Raw genomic sequence first — 17,869 nt, forward strand, 5'->3', positions numbered from 1 at the left:
GCGTTCAATCTGAGCCATGATCAAACTCTTCAATTTAAGTTTGGTTGCCTATAAAGGCGGCTCAATGAATTGCTGAATTAACTGCTGCAACTAAAAGTTGCTTTGGTCACTTCATCAGACATTGAAAATCAAAAATTGCTTTTGATGCTCGATGCTGTGAGTGCCCACACAGATTGCTTGATTCAAATTGTTAAAGAGCGTGGCGCTTGTCGCGCTGAGGTGGCGTATAATACCGACCTCACTTCGAAAGTCAAGCGCTTGTTTTCGCTTTTCTTTCGGCGCCGACTTCACAAGGAAGCTGGCTCATCAGTTCGGCGTGGACCGCCGTGCTGGTAGGGGCGCATTATAGGGAGCGGCGCCGCGATGACAAGGGCTTTTTGTGGAAATGCGTTCGTTTGCTGAAAAAGCAGGCTAAAGCCCATGAAATGCGCGTTTTTGCCCAATTTCACGCCGCATTTTTGTTCGCTCCATCGGTCTGCGCCTGAATGTAGTTGACCCAGCTGGTCGCCCGCTGCTGCCAGTTGCCCTGCTGCTGCAGTTCACGGGCCAGCGCCAACGCCTCGGCATACTGCTCCTTATTAAGGTGTGCTTGCACCAGCAGCGCCTTGGCCCTGTTGCCTTGCTCCCCTTTCACCGACTTGATGGCCGCGAGCTGAGTCATAGCCTCATCCGTTTTGCCTTGCTGCAACAGCAGCTCGGCGGCGCGCATGGCCGCCTTGGGATGAGCATGCTCACGGGCGAGCAGCTGCCAGCTGTCGACAGCCTTCGGCCACTCGCGCGCCCCTTCCCACAATTGGGCCAGCAGTTGGCGATTGTCGGCGCTCTGTTTCATCTGTCCCTTCGCCATGGCCGCTTCCAGCAGGCGGGCGCCGCGATAGGGCAACCCCTGCCAGGCATACAGACGGATCAGCTGGTTGCGAGCGGCGGCGTCATCCATCAGTTTTCTGTTGATGGCGGTCTGCAGCAACGCCAGCGCCTGATCGCCGCGCTTGGCGGAGAGGTTGAGCGACACCGCCTGTTGCCACCACTTGCTCTCTTTCGGCTCGTGGCGGATCAGCTCTTCGGCCTGATCGGCCGCCACACCGTAGCGCTGCAGCGCGGTAAGGGCGGAGAGGCGGATGACGGCGGTCTGCTTCTGCCAGCTCTTCTTCAACAGCTGTTCGCTCTGGCTGGCCGCCTCACCGTACTGCTTGTTGTGGTAATAGAGGCCGGCCAGACGCAGGCGCAAGGCATCATCAGCCTTGATGGCCAACGCGGCCTTGTAACTAGCGATGGCGCCGGTCCAGTTGGATTGCTGGGCCTGAATGTCGCCGCGCAGACGCAACAGCTGAAGTTGTTGCTGCTCTGGCCACTCTTTATAGGCCAGGGCTTGTTCGACATAGCGGCTTGCCTGTGCGGTCTGTTGCAGGTTGGCCGCCAGGGATGCCTGCAACTGGGCAAGCCAGGCGCGTTCGGCTTCGGAGTTTGGTTTGAGCCCCGCCGCCTTGCTCTGGGCCTGTTGCCACTGGCCGGACTGATAGAGTTTCATCACGGGCTCCAGCTGGCGGGAGAAATGAGGGCTCACCTCCATCGCCAGACAGGCTTGGCTGACCAGGGCCAGCAGACAGATCCAGATCCGCAACATGGTTATGACTCCAGCTTGAATTTGAGCGTGATGACCTGCACCAGCTTGTCGGTGGCGCCGGGTCTCGGCTGATAGCGCCACTTGTTGATCGCCTGAATGGCCGCCCGCTCAAACTGACGCTTCGGCTTGGCCTCGACCACTTCCACATCCTGTACCCGGCCGTCGGCATCGACGCTGAAACGTAAGGTGACAGCCCCTTCGATGCCTGCCTGCTGGGCCCGATAGGGATAGACAGGCTCGATCCGCTGCAATGGCATCAGCATGTCGCCGGCGCCGATCCCGGCCCCCTGTTGCTGGCCATGGAAGTTGCCGCTCGCGACCGGGGTGGGACTGGTCGCGACGCCGGGGGCATAGACCTGCACCGCGCTGAGGCTGGAAACCAGATCCAGGCTCGGCTGCACCGAGGGCAGCGGGGCCGCCGCCGGCATGGGCAGCGGCGTCGAGGCCAGCGCGGCAGGCGGCTCCGGCAGGGGCTCCGGTTCCTGGGGTACCGGGCGCTCGCGCACCTGCACCTCTGTCACCTCGTTCTGCATGTTGATGACGATGGACTTCTGCTCGCTCGCCACCTTCTCGCCTCGGGGTGGTTCAACCAACGTGGCCATAAACAGCAGGATCCCCAGGCTGAGGGCAATCCCCAGTCCCAGGCTCATCAGCTTGTATTTCATTTCGGTGCCACCGCCACGGCGATGTTGGCGATGCCTGCTGCCTTGGCCTCATCCATCACCCGCACCACCTTGCCGTGGGGTACCCGCTCGTCGGCCTGGATCACCAGGCTGGCATCGGGCTGCTCCGCCAGCAGCTGGGCGACGCTGGCCTGTACCCGCTCCACGTCGATCTGCTTGCGGTCGAGGAATATCTGCCCCTGGGGGCCGATCGCCAGCATGATGCTGGAGGACTTCTGCGCCTTGGCCTGGCTGGCCTGGGGCCTGTGCACCTCGAGTCCGGCTTCGCGCACGAAGGAGGTGGTAACAATAAAGAAGATCAGCATGATGAACACGATATCCAGCATGGGAGTCATGTCGATCTGCACTTCATCGCGCTGACGTTTGGACTGCCGTCTCATTGCATTACCTTCTCTTCTTGCAGGCCGTCCCGGGTCTTGGCCAGCGCACGCTTGGCCTGGCTCTCGAGCCGGCTGAGTAACAACACGCCGGAGAGGGCGACCACCATGCCAGCCATGGTGGGGATGGTGGCGCGGGAGATCCCCCCCGCCATGCTCTCCGGGTTAAAGCGGTTGGCCGCAGCCAACGCATCGAATACACCTATCATGCCGGTCACTGTACCCAGCAGCCCCAGCATGGGGCAGAGCACCACCAGGGTACGGATGAAGATCAGATGACGATTGAGCTCAAGCTCGGCCTCGGCCAGCCAGCGCCCGCGAATCGCCCGAGCGTGCCAGCTGTGGCGCTCGCTGCGCGCTTGCCAGCGGTCGAGCAGCTGGCTCTGCAGCGGGGCAAACCCCAGGTTGAGGTAGAGCAGTCGCTCGATCATCAGAATCCACATCAGCACCAGCAGGGCCAGAATGACCCAGAGCACGGGACCGCCACGGCCCATGAAGCTCTGCAGCTGTTGCCAGATGTCGAGCATCATGCCGCCCGCTCCATCCCGTCACGGTTGCTTTCAGCCCGCTCGGCCAGAATGCCGGCCACCTGCTGCTCCAGCACGTTGGAGAGTTCGGTGAAGCGGGATTGCAGCAGGCTGTGGGCCAGGATCAGCGGAATGGCCGCCACCAGACCCTGTACCGTGGTGACCAGCGCCATGGAGATGCCGCCGGCCATGATCTTGGGATCGCCGGTGCCAAACTGGGTGATGGCCTGGAAGGTGCCGATCATCCCGGTCACGGTACCAAGCAGCCCCAGCATGGGGGCGATGGCCGCGATCACCTTGACCATGCCGATGCCGCGCTCCATGCGAGGGGTCTCCTGCAGGATCGCTTCGTCGAGACGCAGCTCGAGGGTCTCCATGCTCAGCTCGGGATGCTTGTCCGCCACCGTCAGCACCCGGCCGAGGGCGTTATCGGCGTGATACTCACCGCTCTTGAGCTGGCGGCGCACCAATGTCAGCTCACGAGAGAGGCTCCACAGCCGTACTCCAGCTATCCCCAGGCCGATGGCGGCCAGCAGCACTATGATGGCGCCAACCTGACCACCCTGCTGGACTTGCTGCCAGAAGGTGGGCACCTGTGCCAGCATCGCCAGCAGGGTGCCGTGGGAGGGATCCAGCGGCAGCGCTTCCCCTTCCTGGCCCTGATAGGCGGCCGCGGCGGAGAGCACGTTGCCGGGCAGGCCCAGCACAGGGCTCAGGCCTTCGACGGTTGGCTGCAGGACCCCCTGCTCGCCAAACAGGGCGAAGCTGCCGACCCGGGTCAGTGATTGCTCGCTGGCCGTCCCCTGGGCATCCAGCACCTTGCCGTTGAACTGGGCAACCCGGCCCGATTCGCGGATCTCCTGCTGCAGGGTGGCAGGCAGCAGGGCGAGGGCGGCGCGATCCGGTACCTGCTTCTCCTGTGCCATCGCCTTGAGCGGCGCGAGGCGCTCGGGGTACTGACCTTCGACCGCGGATTCGCTCAGCAGCTTGACCGCATCGCTGGCCCCCTGACGGGTGACCGCAAAGATCTCGTTCATGTCACCGGAGGCCTGCTCCCACTGGGTATTGAGCTCCACCAGCTGCTTCTCATTGGTAGCGAACTGGCTGGCCAGCTCCTTGCTCAGGCGCTGGGCCTCGGCCAGCTTGGCGCGGGCACTGTTCAGCTCCTTGGAGACGGACGCCAGATCCTGCTGTGCCTGCTGTTCACGGGCCTGTTCTTGCTGCTGCCAGGCTTCGTCGGCCACGGCGGCAGTAGTGCCAAGAGTGAGGACGAGGGCGAGGGGGAACCACTTCATGGTGACGCTCATGACTGGGCCTCCTGACCACGGCTGACGGAAAGGGGGACATTCAACAACTGGGGAACCTTCTTGTCGGCGGCCATCTCCAGCGCCTCGGCGATGGGGGAGAGCCACTGGCTATCGAGGGACTGCCACTGCTTGTTCTGCGCAGACCAGCGCCACGCCTGGCTGCGATCGGCAGTCATGGCCAGCAGGGAGACGCGGCCCACCGCCAGCACATCGACCCGGCGCGGTGCGCCGTCCAGTACAAGCTCGGCGACATAGCTGTCGAGCCGGCTGCCGTATTCGGCTTCGATCTGGTAGGCCTGCAGCAGCTGGCGGAATTTCTCCGCCTCGCTCACATCGGCCCTGGCCAGGGTGGCTTTCAGCTGTTCAACTCGCGCCAGGCGATCTTCCTTGCGCAGCGGAATGTCGCTCTCCACCAGCTGTTCCAGGTCCGCCTGCATCTGCAGCATCAGCGGAACCAAGCCCTGTCGAGTCTCCTGTACCGCCTCCAGTTGCTGGGTGAGCTTGCTCAACTCCTGCTGCTGATCGGCCACCAGCGTCTGCATGTAGCGGTTGTAGGCTTCCAGATCCCGCAGTTGCAGCTGCGCATTTTGCAGCTCCGCCCTGGCGGCAACGGCCGCATCTGCGGCTTTTTCCACACGTAATTGGGAAGACTTCCCGTCGGCTATGCTTTTTTTCAGTTCGGGCGCGACCATATCGTCGGCAGAGGCGACGAAATGAACGGCCAATGGCAACAAGGCCAGACCCCAAAACTTGTTCATGATATAAATCTTAACAATGATAACTATTCTCATTGTCTCAGAGAGTCGCGCCAGTGGCAATCAGATGATTTTCTTGGCCTGCGACCGAAAAAACAGGATACTTTTTAGACAAGTACGGGATTAACTGGCGTTGGAAGTCGCAACTCCATTCTAAATAACTAAAAAATGTCTTTTCGATCAGGATGATAAGTGGTCGAAAAAGGAGATTTACATGTTTAACGATGCGATCTGGGAACACATAGATCGGTTCACGAAGGCCAAGAAGACTTGCGACATCCAGCAGCAACTGGAGCGTTTCAGTCACCAGATGGGTTTTGATTACTTCCGGCTGCTGATCATTTTTCCCATCAGCATGCAAAAGTCACATGTCGCCTTGTTCAACAACTGCCCCACCAGCTGGTTCGATGCCTACTCGGAGCGCCACTACCTGACCCAGGATCCTGTGGTCTTCCTCGGGCTGAAACAGACCCAGCCCATCTTCTGGAACAAGCTCGACTGCGATTCCCCCTGGTTGCCCAGTGCCAGCCAGGAAGTCATGAACCTGGCCGCCGACTTCGGAGTCAGAAACGGGGTCTCCTTCCCGCTCCACACCCCGCAGGGGGAGCACGGCATCCTCTCCTTCATCAGCAAGGAAAAATCCAGCTCCGACCTGATGTTTGAAAACGTTCCCTTGCTGTCGTTCTGTGCCAGCTACATCTTCAACTCGGCACTTCAGCTGATAAAAAGCAGACCCGAGCTGATGAGGCACCTGACCGAGCTGTCGGATCGGGAAAAGGAATGCCTGTTCTGGGCCAGCGAGGGCAAGACCTCCTGGGAGATCGCCACCATCCTCGGGATCAGCGAGCGCACCGTGAACTTCCACCTCAATCAGGTCACCAACAAGACGGATTCGAAGAACCGCAACCAGGCGATCGCCAAGAGCATCTCCAGCGGCATCATAGTGCCCTCCCTAGATGACGTGACCATCACCAACCTGCGGTTGTCGTGACGCCGGCCCGGCGGCACAGCCAATAAAAAAGAGCCGCAATGCGGCTCTTTTTTCATTCCTGACAACGGCTTATTCCACGGTCACGGATTTCGCCAGGTTGCGCGGCTGATCCACGTCTGTACCCTTGATGAGGGCGACGTGGTAGGAGAGCAGTTGCAGCGGCACGGTATAGACGATGGGTGCGATCACCTCTTCCACGTGGTTCAGGCACATCACTCGCATGGTCTCATCGCTCTTGAAGCCGGTATCCGCATCGGCGAACACATAGAGGATGCCGCCGCGAGCACGCACCTCTTCCACGTTGGACTTGAGCTTCTCCAGCAGATCGTTGTTCGGCGCCACCACTATGATGGGCATCTCGGCATCGATCAGGGCCAGCGGACCGTGCTTCAGCTCACCGGCAGCATAGGCCTCGGCGTGGATGTAGGAGATCTCTTTGAGTTTGAGCGCCCCTTCCATGGCAATGGGGTACTGGCTGCCACGGCCGAGGAACAGGCTGTGGTGCTTGTCGGCGAACTCTTCGGCCAGGGTCTCGATCTGCTTGGCCAGCGCCAGGCTCTCCTTGATGCGCAGCGGCAGGGCTTGCAGCGCCTTGACCAGCTCGGCCTCGGCCGCGGCACTCAGGTTGCCACGGCAGTGACCGATGGAGGCCACCAGCATCAGCAGGCCCGCCAGCTGGGTGGTGAACGCCTTGGTGGAGGCCACGCCGATCTCGGCACCGGCCCGGGTCATGAAGGCCAGGTCCGACTCGCGCACCAGGGAGGAGCCCGGCACGTTGCAGATGGCCAGGGAACTCATGTAACCGGACTCCTTGGCCAGGCGCAAGGCGGCCAGGGTATCGGCGGTCTCACCGCTCTGGGAGAGGGTCACCAGCAGGCTGTTGGGGCGCACCACGGACTTGCGGTAGCGGAACTCGGAGGCGATCTCCACGTCGCAGGAGACGCCGGCGATCTCCTCGAACCAGTAGCGGGCCACCATGCCGGAGTTGTAGGAGGTGCCACAGGCGACGATCTGCACGTGCTCGACCTTGTCGAAGATGGCGCGCGCACCGTTGCCGAAGGACTCGACCACCACGTGATCACTGCCCAGACGCCCTTCCAGGGTGTTGGTGATGGCCTTGGGCTGCTCGTAGATCTCCTTGAGCATGTAGTGGCGGTATTCGCCCTTGTCACCGGCATCGTGGGAGAGCTCGGACTCCAGCTCCTCGCGCACCACGGCCTCGCCGTGGGTGTCGAAGATGTGCACGTCGCGGCGGGTCACCTCGGCCACGTCACCCTCTTCCAGGAAGATGAAGCGACGGGTCACCGGCAGCAGCGCCATCTGGTCGGAGGCGATGAAGTTCTCGCCAATGCCGCGACCGATCACCAGGGGAGAACCGGAACGGGCCACCACCACACGGCTGTCGTCACGGCTGTCCATGACCACGGTGCCGTAGGCGCCGCGCAACTGCTTCACCGCGACCTGCATGGCCGCCAGCAGGTTGGGGGCGGATTTCAGTTCGTGGTGCACCAGGTGGGCGATCACCTCGGTGTCGGTGTCGGAGCTGAACACATAACCCAGCGCCTTGAGCTCTTCACGCAGCTCTTCGTGGTTCTCGATGATGCCGTTGTGTACCACCACGATATGCTCGGAGACGTGGGGGTGGGCATTGCGCTCGGACGGCTCGCCGTGGGTGGCCCAGCGGGTATGGGCGATGCCGGTACCGCCGTGTACGGACTGCTCTTCCAGCGCCTTGGCCAGCTCGGCCACCTTGCCCAGACGGCGCACCCGCTGCAGCGGACGATCGGCGCTGAACACGGCGACCCCGGCAGAGTCATAGCCACGGTATTCAAGACGGCGCAGGCCCTCTACCAGAATTTCAGCCACATCACGTTGGGCGACGGCCCCGACGATGCCACACATAGACTTCTCCTTGAGACGTAAGACGTTAATTCGATTGGATAATGGATTGTTCAGGTCAAACGGCCACGGGGGCGCAAATCAGCGTGATCCCCCTGGCCTGGATCTGTTCTCTGGCCTCACCAGCCAGCCCCTCATCGGTCACTAGGGTATGGATGCTGGACCAGGGCAGCTCGAGATTGGGGATCTTGCGGCCGATCTTCTCCGACTCCACCATGACGATGACCTCCCGCGACACCTCGGCCATCACTCGGGAGAGGCCCACCAGCTCGTTGAAGGTGGTGGTACCACGCTCAGGGTCGATGCCGTCGGCGCCGATGAAGAGCTGGTCGAAGTCATAGGATCGCAGCACCTGCTCCGCCACCTGGCCCTGGAAGGACTCGGAATGTGGGTCCCAAGTGCCTCCGGTCATTAACAGGGTAGGCTCATTTTCCAGCTCGCGCAGGGCGCCGGCCACATTGAGGGAGTTGGTCATGACGATGAGGCCGCGCTTGTTGCCCAGCATGGGGATCATGGCGCTGGTGGTGCTGCCGCTGTCGATGATGACGCGGTTGTGATCGCGGATCCGCTCGGCGGCGGCGCGGGCAATGGCCAGCTTTCGTTTCGAAACCTGATCCGGATTGCTGTCCACCACCATCTCGCTGGGCAGGGGCACGGCACCACCGTAACGGCGCAGCAGCAGACCGCCGGTCTCCAGCACGGCTAGATCCTTGCGGATGGTCACTTCGGAAGTGGAGAAGTGCCTGGCAAGGGCGTCGACGCTCACTTCACCCTGTTCCTGTACCAGGCTGACGATGGTGTGGCGACGCTGTTGAGTGTTGCGTTTGGTCATCTATAAGTTTCGATTCGAAAGAATGGCGAAATATTAATACCTTTTCGGGAAAAATCAAACGGCAAATAGGATCCAATTTGGTTCGATGCCAGAATGGGCAAGCCGATTTGCGACGAGGACATCATGCAAAAACGACTCATCTGGCTGGTGGAAGACGAGGCCAGCATTGCCGACACCCTGATCTACGCCCTGCAGACCGACGGTTTCGAGGTGGAGTGGTTCCCCCTCGGCCAGCCGTTGCTGGCGCGACTGGAACAGACGCGACCGGACTTCCTCATTCTGGATGTGGGGCTGCCGGACATCAGCGGCTTCGAGCTGTGCAAGCAGGTTAGGACCCGTTGCGACGTTCCGCTGATGTTCCTCACCGCCCGCAGCGAGGAGATAGACCGCCTGATCGGGCTGGAGATCGGGGCCGACGACTATGTGGCCAAGCCCTTCTCTCCGCGGGAGGTGTGCGCCCGGGTGCGGGTCATCCTGCGCCGCAGCCAGCCAACCGCCCCCCGGCAGGAGTACTTCCTGGTGCTGGACGAGGAGCGGGCCCGTATCTGCTTCCTGGGGCAGCCGCTGGCCCTCACCCGCTACGAATACCTGTTGCTCAAGACGCTCATGCAGTCCCCCGGCCGGGTCTACTCCCGCCAGCAGCTGATGGAGCTGGTGTGGCAGGACGCGGAGGAGAGCCTGGACCGCACCGTCGATACCCACATCAAGACCCTGCGCGCCAAGCTGAGGGAACGGGACCCGGAAGCCAACCTGATCCTGACCCACCGCGGGCTGGGCTACAGCCTGGAGCTGGCATGAACGCCCAGCTGCCGGGCACCTGCCGGAGGCTGACATGAGGATCGGACTGCAACTGCTGTGCGGGCTGGTGCTGATCTTTGCGCTGGCCGCCTGGTTCGTGCTGGAGATCTTCGTCGAGGAGATCAAACCCGGGGTACGCAGCGCCACCGAAGACACCCTGGTGGACATGGCCCAGATGCTGGCCCCCCTGGCCCTGGACGACATGCAGGAAGGGAAGATGGCGAATGGCCGGCTCGCCAGCGCCTTCGCCCGCCTCAACCAGAACCCCATCAACGCCCTCATCGACGGCCACCTCAAGCAGCAGGCGGAGTACCGCATCTATGTGGTCGACCGCTGGGGCAAGGTGGTCTACGACTCGGACGGGGTGGATCTGGGCAAGGACTACTCTCGCTGGAACGACGTCTACCTGACCCTGCGCGGCGAATACGGCGCCCGCAGCACCCGCAGCGATCCTGACGATCCCGCCAGCTCGGTGATGCACGTCGCCGCCCCGCTACGGGAAGGGGACGACATCCTGGGTTCCCTCACCGTCGCCAAGCCCAACCGCACCCTGCTGCCCATGATAGAGCGCAGCGAGCACCAGTTGCTGCAGGGGGCGGCTCTGCTGCTGTGCATCTCCCTGCTCATCGGTGCCCTGCTGGTGTGGTGGCTCAACCGTGCCATCGGCAAGCTGGCGCACTACGCCGATGCGGTCAGCCAGGGCCAGCCCGCCACTCTGCCACGCCTCTACAGTCCGGAGCTGGATCGGCTCGGCCGCTCCCTGGAGACCATGCGTCGCCAGCTGGACGGCAAGGCCTACATCGAAGCCTATGTGCACAGCCTGACCCACGAGCTCAAGAGCCCGCTGGCCGCCATCCGCGGGGCAGGGGAGATCCTGGCCGAGGCGCCGCCAGCCGAAATAGCGACGCGCTTTATCGGCAACATCAATCTGGAGACGGCCCGCATGCAGCAGCTGATCGAGCGGATGTTGCAGCTGGCCAGGCTGGAGTCGGGGCAGGGGCTGGACAGACAATCGGTGGAACCCGCCCGGCTGGGCAGGCGAACGATCGATGCCCGCCAGATCGCCGCCGAGCGTCGCCAGATCACCTTGTTGAGTGCGCTGGACGAAGCCCAGAAACAGAAGTGGGATCCCCTGCTGGTGGAGCAGGCCCTCGGCAACCTGCTGGACAACGCCCTCGACTTCTCCCCCGTCGGCAGCACCCTCAGGCTGAGTGGCACCATGGAGGAGGGGGGGTACTGCTTCCGGGTACGGGATCAGGGGCCGGGTATCCCGGCCTACGCCCTGCCGCGCATCTTCGAGCGCTTCTATTCGCTACCCAGACCCGACAAGGGCAAGAGCAGCGGCCTCGGGCTCAGCTTCGCTCTGGAGGTGGCCCGCCAGCACGGCGGCCGGCTGACCCTGACCAACCAGCCTGACGGCGGCGTGCTGGCAGAACTCTGGCTCCCCGCCAGCTAAGGCACTTCACACTGAACACACAGAGCCGGGCTAAGCTGCGCCCTCTCGATGCCGACCCTTCCCCGTCGATGCGCATTCCCATGAATCAAGGAGAGAGTGATGTCCCGTATTCTGTTGCCCGGCCTGCTTGCCGCCGGACTCTTCTGTGCCTTTCCCGCCAGCGCAGCCTCAGGCTGCATGCTGTTTGCCGATGGCACAGGCAAACCCCTCAGTGCCGAGGGAGAGTGTGCCGCCCAGCTGACCCCCGCCTCCACCTTCAAGATCCCGCTGGCCCTGATGGGTTATGACAGCGGCTTCCTGGTGGATGAACAGCTGCCCGCCCTGCCGTTCAAACCCGGCGATGCCGACTTTCTGCCCGAATGGCGTGAGACCGCCACCCCGAGCCGCTGGATGACCTATTCGGTGATCTGGTATTCCCAGCGCCTCACCGAATGGCTGGGGGAGGCGCGCTTCCAGCACTACGTCGACCGCTTCGATTATGGCAACCGGGATCTCTCGGGCAACCTGGGCAAGCACGATGGTCTGACCCAGGCCTGGCTCAGTTCTAGCCTGACCATCAGCCCCCAGGAGCAGGCCCGCTTCCTCGGCAGGATGGTGAGCGGCAAGCTGCCGGTCTCCGCCCAAACCCTGCAGTACACCGCCAATATCCTCAAGGTGAGCGAGATCGACGGCTGGCAGATCCACGGCAAGACCGGCATGGGCTACCCGAAAAAACTGGATGGCAGCCTCGACCGGGATCAGCAAATAGGCTGGTTCGTCGGCTGGGCCAGCAAACCGGGCAAGCAGCTCATCTTCGTCCATACCGTGGTGCAAAAACCCGGCAAGCAGTTCGCCTCCCTCAAGGCCAAGGAAGAGGTGCTGGCCGCCCTGCCGGCCAAACTGAAAACCCTGTGATACCGAGACCGGCGCTCTGCGCCGGTTTTTTTATCCCCCTTCACCTCCACTTCACACAGCCCCATCCCCCCTTCACCCGACCCAGCCACACTCGCTCCATCAACAAGGAGACGTGTCATGGTCAAACAGATATTCAGCCACAAGATCTTTCTGCTGCTGTTGCTCAGCCTGCTGCTGATGGTGCCGGTGCAATCCATCATGGAGCTGAACCGGGAGCGCCAGGCCTATCGCAGCCAGGCCATCCACAGCATCATGGCCAGCAGCAGCGGGCCGCAGCGGCTGCTGGGGCCGGTCGTGGTGCAGCCTTATACCCGCACCGTCACGGTAGAGCAGGATGGCAAGCGCTTCGAGCGCAAGCTGCCGCTCTACCGCTACCTGCTGCCGGAGCAGCTGGATGTGCAGGCGAGCATGGAGGTGACCCCGCGCAAGCTCGGCATCTACCAGGCCCAGGTCTATCACACCCGGCTCTCCCTCTCCGGGCGACTGCCTGCCGAGCTGAACGGTAAAACCCTGATCAGCGGCGAGCCGGATCTGGCCGTCGATGGAACCGATCCCGCGCTGGTGGCAGGCAAACCCTATCTGAGCCTGGTGCTGTCCGATGCCCGCGGCATCAACCGGGTACCCGAGCTGCAACTGGGGGAGCAGCGCATCCCGTTCGCCCCCGGCGCCCTGCTGGGTGACGGACTGGCCGGCATCCATGCGCCGCTCGCGGCCCTGCCGGGGGAGGGCGGCGCCTTTCACATCGAGCTGGATTTGCAGGGGATGAACCAGCTGGAAGTTGTGCCGCTAGGCCAGGACAGCAGGCTCAACCTCGCCAGCAACTGGCCCCACCCCAACTTCATCGGCGACTTTCTGCCGGGCAGCCGTACCCTCACCGCCAGCGGCTTCGAGGCGAGCTGGCAGAGCAGCTGGTTTGCCACCGACATGGAGAGCCGTTTCAACCGGATGATGAAGGGTGCCAGCGGCGATCTGCCCGCCTTCAGCGTCAGCCTGGTGCAGCCGGTGGATCACTATCAGCAGAACGAGCGGGCCGCCAAGTATGCGCTGCTGTTCATCGGCCTCACCTTCCTCAGCTTCTTCATGTTCGAGCTGCTCAAGGGGCTGCGGGTGCACCCGATCCAGTACGCCCTGGTGGGCATGGGGCTGGCCATCTTCTATCTGGTGCTGCTGGCACTGACCGAACACCTCGGCTTTGCCTGGGCCTATCTGATTGCCGCCCTGGCCAGCGTGACCCTCAACGGCTTCTACCTCAGCCATGTGCTGGGCGGCCCCAAACAGGGGCTCGGCTTCGCGGCCCTGCTGGGGCTGGTCTACGCCATCCTGTTCGGCTTGCTGCAGGCCGAGGAGATAGCCCTGCTGCTCGGCGCCCTGCTGCTGTTCACCATCCTGGCGCTGGTCATGGTGCTGACCCGCAAGCTGGACTGGTATCGGGTGATGGGGAATGCCCCGACGCCCCCTGCCAGCGGGCAGGAGAGCTGAAAACAAAACCGGCGCCATCAGGCGCCGGTTTGCATTTCATTGATCGGATATCATTTCTTCTTGACCGGGCGCGCCCAGTTCTGGATATGGCGCTGGGGCACCCGGGTTATCACCAGCTCGTTTTCCGCCACGTCCTTGGTGATAGTGGAGCCGGCCCCCAGGGTCGCCCCCTTGCCGATCCGCACCGGCGCCACCAGCTGGGTGTCGGAGCCGACAAAGACGTCATCCTCGATGATGGTCTGGAACTTGTTCACCCCGTCGTAGTTGCAGGTGATGGTGCCGGCGCCGATGTTCACCTTGGCACCGATCTCCGCATCCCCCAGGTAGGTCAGATGACCGCACTTGGACCCCACCCCGAGGCGGGCCTTCTTCATCTCGACGAAGTTGCCGACGTGGGCATCCTGCTCCAGCACGGCGCCCGGGCGCAGACGGGTGAAAGGGCCGACCGAGCACTGATCCGCGATCTGTGCCCCTTCGATGACGGAGTAGGGTTTCACCTCGGTGTGATCGCCGATCACGCAATCCTTCAGCACACTGCCGGCCCCGATGCGCACGTGGTTGCCCAGCACCACCTTGCCTTCGATGATGACGTTGACGTCGATGACGACCTCTTCCCCGATCTCCAGGGTGCCGCGCAGATCGAAGCGGGCCGGGTCGATCAGGGTGGCACCGGCGATCATCAGCTTCTCGGCCTGCATCTGCTGGTAGCTGCGTTCGAGCTGGGCCAGCTGCACCCGGTTGTTGGCGCCTTCCACTTCCATGGCGCTGTCCGGATGAACCGCGGCGATAGGGCAGTTGTCGGCGTGGGCCATGGCAATGACGTCGGTCAGATAGAACTCGCCCTGGGCATTCTTGTTGTCCAGACGCGACAGCCAGCTGCGCAGCTGGCCACCGTTGGCCACCAGCACGCCGGTGTTCACCTCGCGGATGGCGAGCTGCTCGGCGTTGGCATCCTTCTGCTCGACGATGCCGACCACCTGGCCGCTGTCGCGCACGATGCGGCCATAGCCGGTGGGGTTATCCAGCACCACGGTCAGCAGGGCCATTCCACCTGCCGCCTTGGCGGCCAGCAGCCGCTGCAGGGTCTCGGGCTGGATCAGCGGGGTATCGCCATAGAGCACCAGCACGTCGTCTTCGTCGTTCCAGAACGGGATGGCCTGGGCCACCGCGTGACCGGTTCCCAGCTGCTGGGCCTGCAGAACCCAGTTCACATCTTCCGCGACGATCCGCTCCTTGAGCAGCTCGGCTCCGTGGCCATAGACCAGGTGCAACTGTTCGGCACCGATCTGGCGAGCGGTATCGATCACATGGGAGACCATGGGCTTGTTGGCCACGGGGTGCAGCACCTTGGGGAGAACAGAACGCATACGAGTACCTTTACCCGCAGCCAGGATCACGACATTGAGAGACATAGCTAGCCTTTGAAACAGGTGGAAATGCTGGGCGGAGTCTATCCAACGGGCAAAAAAAAAGCGACCCGAAGGTCGCTTTTTGCATCACCGTGATTAGCGGTAATTCTTTTTGACGATATCGATAACCCGCAGCTGGGCCATCGCTTTGGCCAGCTCGGCAGACGCCTGAGCATAGTCGATATCACCATGGGAGCTGTTGATCCGCTCTTCGGCACGACGCTTGGCTTCCTGGGCTTTCGCCTCATCCAGGTCATCGGCGCGAATGGCGGTATCGGCCAGCACGGTCACGGCTTCGGGTTGTACTTCCAGCATGCCGCCGGAGATGTACAGCACCTCTTCGCTACCATTTTGCTTGATCAAGCGGACCAGGCCCGGCTTGATGGCAGTCAGCAACGGAGCATGACCGTGGCGGAGACCCAGCTCACCTTCGGAGCCTGATACCTGGGCGGATTGCACGCGACCGGAAAACAGTTTTCCTTCGGCGCTCACCACATCCAGGTGAAAGGAGATCATCTCAGCCATGGGCCCTCCTATCGAGGCTTACAGTTTCTTGGACTTCTCGACGACTTCGTCGATGCCGCCAACCATGTAGAACGCCTGCTCCGGCAGATCGTCGTACTCGCCCTTCAGGATGCCCTGGAAGCCACGGATGGTTTCCTTCAGCGGCACGTATTTGCCCGGGGAACCGGTAAATACTTCGGCCACGAAGAACGGCTGGGACAGGAAACGCTCGATCTTACGGGCACGGGCTACGGTCAGTTTGTCTTCTTCTGACAGTTCATCCATACCCAGGATGGCGATGATGTCCTTCAGCTCCTTGTAGCGCTGCAGTACGGTCTGAACGCCACGAGCGGTCTCGTAGTGCTCCTTACCAACCACCAGCGGATCCAGCTGACGGGAGGTGGAGTCCAGCGGGTCAACGGCCGGGTAGATACCCAGTGCCGCGATCTGACGGGACAGTACGACGGTCGCATCCAGGTGGGCGAAGGTGGTCGCCGGAGACGGGTCAGTCAAGTCATCCGCAGGCACGTAAACGGCCTGTACGGAGGTGATGGAACCAGTCTTGGTGGAGGTGATGCGCTCTTGCAGAACACCCATCTCCTCGGCCAGGGTCGGCTGGTAACCTACTGCGGAGGGCATACGGCCCAGCAGTGCGGATACTTCAGTACCGGCCAGGGTGTAACGGTAGATGTTGTCCACGAAGAACAGCACGTCACGACCTTCGTCACGGAACTTCTCGGCCATGGTCAGACCGGTCAGCGCCACGCGCAGACGGTTTCCGGGCGGCTCGTTCATCTGACCGTAAACCAGAGATACTTTGTCCAGTACGTTGGACTCCATCATCTCGTGGTAGAAGTCGTTACCCTCACGGGTACGCTCGCCCACACCGGCGAACACGGAGTAACCGCTGTGTTCGATCGCGATGTTACGGATCAGCTCCATCATGTTGACGGTCTTGCCTACACCGGCACCACCGAACAGACCAACCTTACCACCCTTGGCGAACGGACATACCAGGTCGATAACCTTGATGCCGGTCTCCAGCAGCTCGGTGCTGTTGGACTGATCTTCGTAGCTGGGGGCTTCGCGGTGGATGGACCAACGCTCTTCTTCGCCGATCGGACCCTTCTCGTCGATGGGGTCGCCCAGTACGTTCATGATACGGCCCAGGGTCGAGGTACCGACCGGTACCTGGATGGCCTTGCCGCTGTTAACTACTTCCAACCCACGACGCAGACCGTCGGAGGAACCCATGGTGATGCAACGCACGACGCCGCCGCCGATCTGTTGCTGAACTTCCAGTACCAGACCCTGGCCTTGGCCTTCGCTGACAACCTTCAGTGCATCGTACACCTGGGGCACGGCATTCTGCGGGAACTCGATGTCCACCACAGCGCCGATGATTTGGACGATGAAACCGTTACTCATGTCAAATCCTCTAAACCTTTGATAACCCTTGCCTTACACCGCAGCAGCACCGGAAACGATCTCTGTGAGCTCCTGGGTAATACTGGCCTGACGGGCCTTGTTGTATACCAGTTGCAGATCGTTAATCAGGTTGCCGGCGTTGTCAGTCGCGGCTTGCATGGCAACCATTCGGGCTGCCTGTTCACTTGCCAAGTTTTCTACCACACCCTGGTAGACCTGGGATTCGACGTAGCGAATCAGCAGGGTATCCAGCAGTTGCTTGGGATCCGGCTCATAGAGGTAGTCCCAGTGGTGCTTCTTGGCGAGCTTGCTGTCTTCTGTTACGGGCAAAGGCAGCAGTTGATCGACTTTTGGTTGCTGAACCATGGTGTTGACGAACTTGTTGTACACCAGATACAGCCTGTCAATCTCACCGTTGTCGTAAGCCTTCAGCATGACCTTCACTGAACCGATCAGGTCATTGACGCTCGGGTTGTCGCCCAGTCCGGAGACGTGGGCTTTCACCTTGGCGCCGTGCCGTTCAAAGAAGTTGGAGGCCTTGTTACCGATCAATGCCAGGTCAACCTTGGCACCTTTCGCGCTCCATTGCTTCATATCATTGAGGGCAGCCTTGAACAGGTTGATGTTCAGACCACCACACAGGCCACGGTCGGTGGAGACGACGATGTAACCCACTCGCTTCACCTCACGTTCGATGAGGTAGGGGTGCTTGTATTCCAAGTTCCCCTGAGCGATATGGCCGATCACCTTGCGCATGGTTTCAGCGTACGGACGGCTGGCAGACATGCGTTCCTGCGCACGGCGCATCTTGCTTGCTGCCACCATTTCCATAGCGCTGGTGATCTTCTGAGTGTTCTTCACACTCCCGATCTTGTTACGTATCTCTTTTGCGCCGGCCATCTCTTC

General features: G+C 61.8%; 17 protein-coding genes. 5 read left to right on the forward strand and 12 right to left on the reverse strand.

The window, feature by feature from the left end; all coding sequences use genetic code 11:
* Positions 1 to 445: 445 nt before the first annotated feature.
* Genes J9885_RS12595 through J9885_RS12620 form a run of 6 tightly spaced genes read right to left on the reverse strand, consistent with a single transcriptional unit; the run spans position 446 to position 5,276 of the window.
* Positions 446 to 1,624 carry a hypothetical protein gene (locus J9885_RS12595; RefSeq protein ID WP_210549659.1) on the reverse strand — a complete coding sequence of 393 codons (1,179 nt, stop codon included), beginning with the start codon at positions 1,622 to 1,624 and terminating at the stop codon, positions 446 to 448.
* 2 nt (positions 1,625 to 1,626) lie between these two features.
* Positions 1,627 to 2,289, reverse strand: coding sequence for an energy transducer TonB (locus J9885_RS12600; protein WP_210549660.1), 663 nt, complete (start codon positions 2,287 to 2,289; stop codon positions 1,627 to 1,629).
* On the reverse strand, positions 2,286 to 2,687 hold the full coding sequence (locus J9885_RS12605; protein WP_210549661.1) for a biopolymer transporter ExbD: 402 nt from the start codon (positions 2,685 to 2,687) through the stop codon (positions 2,286 to 2,288). Before J9885_RS12605 ends, J9885_RS12600 begins: the two co-directional genes overlap by 4 nt.
* The gene (locus J9885_RS12610) at positions 2,684 to 3,214 is read right to left on the reverse strand and encodes a MotA/TolQ/ExbB proton channel family protein (RefSeq protein ID WP_210549662.1); all 531 of its coding nucleotides are present in this window, start codon (positions 3,212 to 3,214) and stop codon (positions 2,684 to 2,686) included. Before J9885_RS12610 ends, J9885_RS12605 begins: the two co-directional genes overlap by 4 nt.
* On the reverse strand, positions 3,211 to 4,518 hold the full coding sequence (locus J9885_RS12615; RefSeq protein WP_210549663.1) for a MotA/TolQ/ExbB proton channel family protein: 1,308 nt from the start codon (positions 4,516 to 4,518) through the stop codon (positions 3,211 to 3,213). The genes J9885_RS12610 and J9885_RS12615 overlap by 4 nt, the downstream gene beginning before the upstream one ends.
* Entirely contained in the window at positions 4,515 to 5,276 is a 762-nt protein-coding gene (locus J9885_RS12620; RefSeq protein ID WP_210549664.1) for a DUF3450 domain-containing protein, read from the reverse strand. The genes J9885_RS12615 and J9885_RS12620 overlap by 4 nt, the downstream gene beginning before the upstream one ends.
* Before the next feature lie 211 nt (positions 5,277 to 5,487).
* Between J9885_RS12620 and J9885_RS12625 the strand changes: the two genes are divergently transcribed.
* Entirely contained in the window at positions 5,488 to 6,264 is a 777-nt protein-coding gene (locus J9885_RS12625) for a LuxR family transcriptional regulator (protein ID WP_043763855.1), read from the forward strand.
* 69 nt (positions 6,265 to 6,333) lie between these two features.
* Here J9885_RS12625 and glmS read toward each other — a convergent pair whose 3' ends face one another.
* The gene (gene glmS / locus J9885_RS12630) at positions 6,334 to 8,166 is read right to left on the reverse strand and encodes a glutamine--fructose-6-phosphate transaminase (isomerizing) (protein ID WP_210549665.1); all 1,833 of its coding nucleotides are present in this window, start codon (positions 8,164 to 8,166) and stop codon (positions 6,334 to 6,336) included.
* Positions 8,167 to 8,221: 55 nt separating this feature from the next.
* Entirely contained in the window at positions 8,222 to 8,995 is a 774-nt protein-coding gene (locus tag J9885_RS12635; RefSeq protein WP_043763850.1) for a DeoR family transcriptional regulator, read from the reverse strand.
* Positions 8,996 to 9,118: 123 nt separating this feature from the next.
* On the opposite strand from J9885_RS12635, the gene blrA reads away from it, so the two are divergent.
* From blrA to creD, 4 genes are all read left to right on the forward strand, one after another.
* Positions 9,119 to 9,793, forward strand: a complete 675-nt coding sequence (gene blrA, locus J9885_RS12640) for a beta-lactam response regulator transcription factor BlrA (RefSeq protein ID WP_210549666.1) — start codon at positions 9,119 to 9,121, stop codon at positions 9,791 to 9,793.
* A 34-nt stretch (positions 9,794 to 9,827) separates the two neighbouring features.
* On the forward strand, positions 9,828 to 11,249 hold the full coding sequence (blrB, locus tag J9885_RS12645; RefSeq protein WP_210549667.1) for a beta-lactam sensor histidine kinase BlrB: 1,422 nt from the start codon (positions 9,828 to 9,830) through the stop codon (positions 11,247 to 11,249).
* A 99-nt stretch (positions 11,250 to 11,348) separates the two neighbouring features.
* Positions 11,349 to 12,143: a class D beta-lactamase gene (gene blaOXA / locus J9885_RS12650; RefSeq protein ID WP_210549668.1), complete on the forward strand. Its 795-nt coding sequence runs from the start codon at positions 11,349 to 11,351 to the stop codon at positions 12,141 to 12,143.
* Positions 12,144 to 12,260: 117 nt separating this feature from the next.
* Positions 12,261 to 13,622 (forward strand): cell envelope integrity protein CreD, encoded by a 1,362-nt coding sequence (gene creD, locus J9885_RS12655; RefSeq protein WP_210549669.1) that lies wholly within the window; start codon positions 12,261 to 12,263, stop codon positions 13,620 to 13,622.
* A 50-nt stretch (positions 13,623 to 13,672) separates the two neighbouring features.
* On the opposite strand, the gene glmU is transcribed toward creD, so the two are convergent.
* The 4 genes from glmU to atpG all read right to left on the reverse strand — a co-directional run bounded on the left by glmU (position 13,673) and on the right by atpG (position 17,863).
* Positions 13,673 to 15,034, reverse strand: a complete 1,362-nt coding sequence (glmU, locus tag J9885_RS12660; protein WP_210549670.1) for a bifunctional UDP-N-acetylglucosamine diphosphorylase/glucosamine-1-phosphate N-acetyltransferase GlmU — start codon at positions 15,032 to 15,034, stop codon at positions 13,673 to 13,675.
* 93 nt (positions 15,035 to 15,127) lie between these two features.
* Complete coding sequence (locus J9885_RS12665; protein WP_010672259.1) at positions 15,128 to 15,556, reverse strand: F0F1 ATP synthase subunit epsilon; 429 nt, start codon at positions 15,554 to 15,556, stop codon at positions 15,128 to 15,130.
* Positions 15,557 to 15,574: 18 nt separating this feature from the next.
* Complete coding sequence (gene atpD, locus J9885_RS12670; protein WP_010672260.1) at positions 15,575 to 16,963, reverse strand: F0F1 ATP synthase subunit beta; 1,389 nt, start codon at positions 16,961 to 16,963, stop codon at positions 15,575 to 15,577.
* Between the two features lie 33 nt (positions 16,964 to 16,996).
* Entirely contained in the window at positions 16,997 to 17,863 is an 867-nt protein-coding gene (gene atpG, locus J9885_RS12675; RefSeq protein WP_010672261.1) for a F0F1 ATP synthase subunit gamma, read from the reverse strand.
* Between the last annotated feature and the right edge of the window lie 6 nt (positions 17,864 to 17,869).

The organism is Aeromonas sp. SrichE-2G (genome assembly GCF_017939565.1).
Lineage (GTDB): Bacteria > Pseudomonadota > Gammaproteobacteria > Enterobacterales > Aeromonadaceae > Aeromonas > Aeromonas taiwanensis.

What these genes read in the sequence shown, in the direction of transcription:
- J9885_RS12595 (WP_210549659.1), bottom strand. Translation starts at nt 1,624, where the DNA reads ATGTTGCGGATCTGGATCTGTCTGCTGGCCCTGGTCAGCCAAGCCTGT.
- J9885_RS12600 (WP_210549660.1), bottom strand. Translation starts at nt 2,289, where the DNA reads ATGAAATACAAGCTGATGAGCCTGGGACTGGGGATTGCCCTCAGCCTG.
- J9885_RS12605 (WP_210549661.1), bottom strand. Translation starts at nt 2,687, where the DNA reads ATGAGACGGCAGTCCAAACGTCAGCGCGATGAAGTGCAGATCGACATG.
- J9885_RS12610 (WP_210549662.1), bottom strand. Translation starts at nt 3,214, where the DNA reads ATGATGCTCGACATCTGGCAACAGCTGCAGAGCTTCATGGGCCGTGGC.
- J9885_RS12615 (WP_210549663.1), bottom strand. Translation starts at nt 4,518, where the DNA reads ATGAGCGTCACCATGAAGTGGTTCCCCCTCGCCCTCGTCCTCACTCTT.
- J9885_RS12620 (WP_210549664.1), bottom strand. Translation starts at nt 5,276, where the DNA reads ATGAACAAGTTTTGGGGTCTGGCCTTGTTGCCATTGGCCGTTCATTTC.
- J9885_RS12625 (WP_043763855.1), top strand. Translation starts at nt 5,488, where the DNA reads ATGTTTAACGATGCGATCTGGGAACACATAGATCGGTTCACGAAGGCC.
- glmS (WP_210549665.1), bottom strand. Translation starts at nt 8,166, where the DNA reads ATGTGTGGCATCGTCGGGGCCGTCGCCCAACGTGATGTGGCTGAAATT.
- J9885_RS12635 (WP_043763850.1), bottom strand. Translation starts at nt 8,995, where the DNA reads ATGACCAAACGCAACACTCAACAGCGTCGCCACACCATCGTCAGCCTG.
- blrA (WP_210549666.1), top strand. Translation starts at nt 9,119, where the DNA reads ATGCAAAAACGACTCATCTGGCTGGTGGAAGACGAGGCCAGCATTGCC.
- blrB (WP_210549667.1), top strand. Translation starts at nt 9,828, where the DNA reads ATGAGGATCGGACTGCAACTGCTGTGCGGGCTGGTGCTGATCTTTGCG.
- blaOXA (WP_210549668.1), top strand. Translation starts at nt 11,349, where the DNA reads ATGTCCCGTATTCTGTTGCCCGGCCTGCTTGCCGCCGGACTCTTCTGT.
- creD (WP_210549669.1), top strand. Translation starts at nt 12,261, where the DNA reads ATGGTCAAACAGATATTCAGCCACAAGATCTTTCTGCTGCTGTTGCTC.
- glmU (WP_210549670.1), bottom strand. Translation starts at nt 15,034, where the DNA reads ATGTCTCTCAATGTCGTGATCCTGGCTGCGGGTAAAGGTACTCGTATG.
- J9885_RS12665 (WP_010672259.1), bottom strand. Translation starts at nt 15,556, where the DNA reads ATGGCTGAGATGATCTCCTTTCACCTGGATGTGGTGAGCGCCGAAGGA.
- atpD (WP_010672260.1), bottom strand. Translation starts at nt 16,963, where the DNA reads ATGAGTAACGGTTTCATCGTCCAAATCATCGGCGCTGTGGTGGACATC.
- atpG (WP_010672261.1), bottom strand. Translation starts at nt 17,863, where the DNA reads ATGGCCGGCGCAAAAGAGATACGTAACAAGATCGGGAGTGTGAAGAAC.